The following is a 5,135-nucleotide window of genomic DNA, read 5'->3' as shown; positions in this document are numbered from 1 at the left end:
GCCTGCGGTTGGGCCCCGCCCTACCCGCCGGTCGGGCCGCTGGTGCGGCGGCGGCTCTGGGCCGAGGCGGTGACCGACCGCCTGGTGTCGCCGGCGTTCCGCGCGCTCGGCCCGGTCGAGGGCACCGAGCTGGTCCATCTGCTCACCGCCGCCAGGCCGCGCGCCCGGGTCGGATAAATGGGAGGCGTCCGGGCCGGCCCGGCTGCCAGGATCTGCCCCGTGACGCTCCCCGCCGGCTGGACCGCCCGCCGCCCCACCCTCGACGACGTGTCCGCGATCCTGACCGTGGTGCACGCCGCCGACACGTTCGCCGTGGGCTACCCGGACTTCGACGCCGAGGACGTGAGGGACGCGCTGACCGCACCCTTCGTCGACCCGGCGCAGGACTCCTGGCTGGTCACCGACCCGGACGGGACGGCGGTCGCCTGGTCGATCATGGCCAACCCGAGCGGGGTGGGCCGGGAATGGGTGGACGTCTACGTCGACCCCGAACGCGGCGCCGGCCTGCGCGCGCCGCTGCTGGCGCGGCTGGTGGACCGGGTGGCCGAGCGGGCCGCCGAGCGGGGCCTGCCGGCGCTGACCGCCCGCGCCATGGTCTACGCGCCGGAGACCCGCTGGGCGGGCGAGCTGGTGGAGGCCGGTTTCACCCGGGTCAAGCGCTACATCCGGATGACCCGCTCGCTCGCCGACCTGCCGGCCGAGCCGGCTCCGCCGGTCGGGGTGACCGTCCGGCCGCTGCGCCCGGACGACGAGAACGATCTGCGGCTGTTCCACCGGATCTACGACACCGCCTTCCGGGACACGCCCGACCACGATCCGCTCGACTTCGCGCGGTGGCGGGACCTGCTCCCGTCGTACGGCAAGGTCTGGGACGAGTGGCTGCTGGCCGAGGTCGACGGCGAGCCGGCCGGGGCCCTCCAGTCCTCCGACCAGGCGGTCGACCAGGGCATGGGCTGGGTCCGGACGCTGTCGGTGCTGCCCACCCACCGCCGTCGCGGGGTGGGTGCGGCCCTGCTGCGCCGGGCTTTCGCGATCTACGCGACGAAGGGCCGCGAGGGCGCCGGGTTGGGCGTGGACCTGGCCAACCCGACCGCCCCGGTCACCCTCTACCGCTCGGTCGGGCTGGTGGAGGAGCGCTGGACCGACATGTACGAGCGGAGCGTGCCCGCCCCGCAGGTGTGACCGGGGACCCCCACGTCGGGGTCGCCGAGCGGACGGCAGCCCGTCCGGCGCACACTGGCAGCGTGGGAGACGCGCTACGCGGACGCGGTGCCGGTGGGGCGGGACCGCAGCTCGGTGACGTAGTCGTCCGGCGCGCCCGCCTTCTCGGCCGCGTTCGCGATCTCCGACAGGTACCACGACGTCGGCAGCCCGCCCTCGTAGCCGTCGAAGACGTAGACCCAGGCGGTCACGTCCCCGTCCAGCGTCGAGACGCGTACGGTCAGCCGGCGGTAGGTCTCGGCGGTCACGCCCTCGATCTCGTCGAGCTGGGCCGCGTCGTACGGGTGGATGTCGTAGAGCGCCACGAAGACCCGGTCGCCCGGGGACTCGACGACGGTGCTGACCGAGCCCTCCCAGCCGATGACGTCCTCGCCCGCGAAGGTGAGCCGCCACCCCTCCAGCCAGCCGGTGCCCACCATCGGCGAATGCGGGCAGTAGGCGCGCATGCGAGCGGGGTCCAGGTTTGAGCCGTAAGCGGCGTAGAGACGCACGGCGACGACGATAGCCCGGTCGGCGGGTGGGGGAGAATACGACGGTGCGTGTCGGACGCGACGGGGAGAAGAAAGTCACTGTGAGCACAGACGAAGGGACGGCCCTGTGAGCGCGAGGAGTGCAGCGGAGCGGAGCCCCGCAGTCGCGAACGAAGGGACGGCCCTGTGAGCCAGATCGTGATCATCGGCGGCGGGCCGGCCGGGTACGAGGCGGCCCTGGTCGCCGCCCAGCTGGACGCCGATGTCACCGTGGTCGAGGCGGAGGGCGCCGGCGGCGCCTGCGTGCTCTCCGACTGCGTGCCCTCCAAGACCTTCATCGCCAGCTCGGAGGTGGTGACCGGCTACCGGGACACCGAGGAGTTCGGGGTGCACTCCGACGGCCTGGAGGCGGTCACGGTCGACGCTCGGGCGGTGCACGAGCGGGTCAAGCGGCTCGCGCTGGCCCAGTCCGCCGACATCCACACCAAGCTGGTCAAGGCCGGGGTCGAGTTCGTCGCCGGCACCGCGCGCCTCGGCGAGGACACGCTCGGTCACACCCACCGGGTGATCGTCACCCCGGCGGGCGGCGGCGAGCCGTACTCGATCGCCGCCTCGACGGTGCTGGTGGCCACCGGCGCGACCCCGCGCCAGCTCCCCACCGCCGTACCCGACGGTGAGCGCATCCTGACCTGGCGGCAGGTGTACGACCTGCCCGAGCTGCCCGAGCACCTGATCGTGGTCGGCTCCGGTGTCACCGGCGCCGAGTTCGCCAGCGCCTATCTGGCCATGGGCGTCCAGGTCACGCTGGTCTCCAGCCGCGACCGGGTGATGCCGCACGAGGACGCCGACGCCGCGATGGCGATCGAGCGGGTGTTCCGCAACCGGGGCATGAGCATCCTCAACAACTCCCGCGCCGAGGCGGTCCGCCGGACCGCTGACGGGGTGGAGGTCGTGCTCTCCGACGGTCGCCAGGTGACCGGTTCGCACGCGCTGATCGCGGTCGGCTCGATCCCGAACACCGCCGACCTCGGCCTGGCCGAGTACGGCGTCGAGCTGGCCCGGGGCGGCTACGTCACCGTCGACCGGGTGTCCCGCACCAACGTGCCGGGCGTCTACGCGGCCGGCGACTGCACCGGCGTGCTGCCGCTGGCCAGCGTCGCGGCCATGCAGGGCCGGATCGCCATGTGGCACGCGCTCGGCGAGGCGGTCCGGCCGCTGCGGCTGCGTACCGTCGCGGCGAACGTCTTCACCGACCCGGAGTTGGCCACCGTCGGTGTCTCGCAGGACGAGGTGGACGCCGGCAAGACCCCGGCCCGCCAGGTGATGCTGCCGTTGTCCGGCAACGCCCGGGCGAAGATGGACGACCTGGCCGACGGTTTCGTCAAGCTGTTCTGCCGGCCGGCCAGCGGCCAGGTCATCGGTGGCGTGGTGGTGGCGCCCAAGGCCAGTGAGCTGATCCTCCCGATCACCATGGCGGTGGAGAACAACCTCACCGTCAACGAGCTGGCCCAGACAATCACGATCTACCCGAGCCTGTCCGGCTCCATCACCGAGGCCGCCCGGCAGCTCATGCTCCACGAGCTGGAGTGAGCGCCGTCGCCCGGCCCTCGCCGCGTCGGCTGACGGCGAGGGCCAGGGTGGTCAGCAGGGCGGTCTCGGCGAGGATCAGGAGTCGCTCGGCCAGCCCGATCAACGCGCGGTCACCGGGGTAGGCGGACCAGATCATCGCGGCGGCCAGCAGCAGGCTCGCCACCGTCCACGCGCGTAGCCAACCGGCGGGCGCGGCACCGAACCGGCGGGCGAGCAGCCAGCCGGCGACCGGCAGGGCCAGGAACGACAGGACCGACGCGTACCGGTGCACGTAGGCTGCGGTGTCCATGGGCAGGCCCGGCTCGTTCGTGGGCACCACGGCGGCGGCCAGCAGCCCGGCCGACCAGGCGACCAGCAGCACGACCGCCGCCCGGCCGGCGCCTGCCCGGCGCAGCGCGGGAAGGAGTACGGCGCTGGCCACCGCGAGGACCGCCATCGCGGTGTCGATGACGCCGCCCCGGTCGGAGACGGCGAAGTCGCTGACGGTCAGCGACCAGGGACTCAGGTCGTCGTTCACCTCGAGGTGACCGATCACGGCGAGCACCGCCGCCAGGGCGATCCCGCCGAGGGCCAGCAGGCCGCTTCTCCGGGCTCCACGCATGGGCCCAGCCTGTCGCCGGAACGACCCCAGGCGGATCCGGGACCGCCACCCACTTCGATCCCCGGGTCGTCCCCTAGCGGAAGCCGCCCGGCGTCACGCCACGTCGAGCCGGATGTTGCCGATCCTGGCCACGACGTCGAGGTGGCCGCCCAGCCCGGTCACGTAGGCGCGGAGGATCTCCAGATTGACGCTCTCGCCGTTCTCGATCTGGCTGATCCGGGCCTGGGACAGGCCCGCCGCCTCCGCCAGTTGTGCCTGTGTCATGCCCAGCTGCTTCCGGATCTCCGCCAGCTGGGCGCCACTGACCGCGGCCAGCATCTGTTCCCTGAGTCGTCCACGCCGGGCCACCCGGTCGGCATCGTCCCAGGAGGGGTCGACCCCCTGGGCCTTCGCCTTGACGTCGCGCCAGTTCGACCCATCGCTCATGATCGATCTTCCTTCAAGCTGATCAGGTGCTCCTGGAACCGTTCGTCCGCCAACGGGACGGCGTTGCGGTACCAACTCTGCCACTGCCCCGACTTGTCCCCGACCACCAGGAACACCGCCTCGCGGAGCGGATCGAACGCGAAGATCATGCGAACCTCCGACGTGCCTGTGGAACCCGGTCTCAGCTCTTTCATGTGGTGGTAGGTGCTGCCCCTGAGTCGATCGACCAGCGGCCGGCCCAGCGCGGGACCGTGCTCGGCCAGCAGGTCGAGCGCCTCGCTGACGAGGTCAGCGGCGCACGGGTCGTCCGCGCACAGGCCGAGGAACCAGTCTTCGACAGCAGGATGGAGCCGGATCTCCTACCCAGCCCAAATATAAGCAGAGCTTATACGTGCCGTTGCCCCGGACGCGCCGGAGTAGCGGAAAGAATCCGACGCCCAGTCGGTGGGGCGTCCGGCGGAGATCCTGGGTGGCCGCGCGAGGGTCAGTCGGCGGGGGCCTCGGTGCGGGTCTGGCGGGTGCTGATCCAGGTCATGGCCCAGCCCGCCCCCGCGAACCCGGCCGCCGCCAGCCCGCCGATCAGCAGCAACCGCCACGCCGACTGGGTCAGCGCCGTGCCGCCGAGGTGACCGACGAGCGCGCCGTAGCTGGCCCAGCCGATGGCCGCCGCCGCCTCGTAGGCCACGAACAGCCGGTACGGGTAGCGGCTCCGGCCGGCCGAGAAGCAGGCGGCCATCCGGCCACCGGGCACGAAGCGGCAGAGCAGGATCACCAACGGTCCGGGCTCGCGCAGGCGGCGGGTGGCCCGGGCGACGGCCCGACGGGCC

At 72.8% G+C, this 5,135-nt stretch carries 7 protein-coding genes and 1 pseudogene; 3 read left to right on the top strand and 5 right to left on the bottom strand.

Annotated features, from left to right (window positions below; translation table 11 throughout):
* Positions 1-177 (top strand): annotated as a pseudogene (locus HUW36_RS35275) (SCO6745 family protein); the annotation flags it as partial.
* A 42-nt stretch (positions 178-219) separates the two neighbouring features.
* On the top strand, positions 220-1,182 hold the full coding sequence (locus HUW36_RS25065) for a GNAT family N-acetyltransferase (RefSeq protein ID WP_174530415.1): 963 nt from the start codon (positions 220-222) through the stop codon (positions 1,180-1,182).
* 74 nt (positions 1,183-1,256) lie between these two features.
* Here the strand turns inward: HUW36_RS25065 and HUW36_RS25060 are convergent, their stop codons facing one another.
* Positions 1,257-1,712 (bottom strand): gamma-glutamylcyclotransferase, encoded by a 456-nt coding sequence (locus HUW36_RS25060; protein ID WP_046566454.1) that lies wholly within the window; start codon positions 1,710-1,712, stop codon positions 1,257-1,259.
* Between the two features lie 165 nt (positions 1,713-1,877).
* Here HUW36_RS25060 and HUW36_RS25055 point away from each other — a divergent pair, with 165 nt between their 5' ends.
* The gene (locus HUW36_RS25055; protein WP_174530414.1) at positions 1,878-3,281 is read left to right on the top strand and encodes an NAD(P)H-quinone dehydrogenase; all 1,404 of its coding nucleotides are present in this window, start codon (positions 1,878-1,880) and stop codon (positions 3,279-3,281) included.
* On the opposite strand, the gene HUW36_RS25050 is transcribed toward HUW36_RS25055, so the two are convergent.
* The 4 genes from HUW36_RS25050 to HUW36_RS25035 all read right to left on the bottom strand — a co-directional run.
* On the bottom strand, positions 3,259-3,882 hold the full coding sequence (locus HUW36_RS25050; RefSeq protein WP_174530413.1) for a DUF998 domain-containing protein: 624 nt from the start codon (positions 3,880-3,882) through the stop codon (positions 3,259-3,261). The two genes, HUW36_RS25055 and HUW36_RS25050, sit on opposite strands and share 23 nt — an antisense overlap.
* A gap of 93 nt (positions 3,883-3,975) precedes the next feature.
* Positions 3,976-4,308, bottom strand: coding sequence for a helix-turn-helix domain-containing protein (locus tag HUW36_RS25045; RefSeq protein ID WP_174530412.1), 333 nt, complete (start codon positions 4,306-4,308; stop codon positions 3,976-3,978).
* A complete protein-coding gene (locus HUW36_RS25040; protein WP_281357559.1) occupies positions 4,305-4,625 on the bottom strand; it encodes a type II toxin-antitoxin system RelE/ParE family toxin in 321 nt (106 codons plus the stop codon). Before HUW36_RS25040 ends, HUW36_RS25045 begins: the two co-directional genes overlap by 4 nt.
* A gap of 167 nt (positions 4,626-4,792) precedes the next feature.
* Positions 4,793-5,135 (bottom strand): DedA family protein (locus tag HUW36_RS25035; protein WP_425487265.1); only part of this gene is annotated, 343 nt, incomplete at its 5' end.

This window comes from Micromonospora maritima (assembly GCF_902825405.1).
Lineage (GTDB): Bacteria > Actinomycetota > Actinomycetes > Mycobacteriales > Micromonosporaceae > Micromonospora > Micromonospora maritima.
This window is presented reverse-complemented; position numbering and strand designations above follow the sequence as displayed.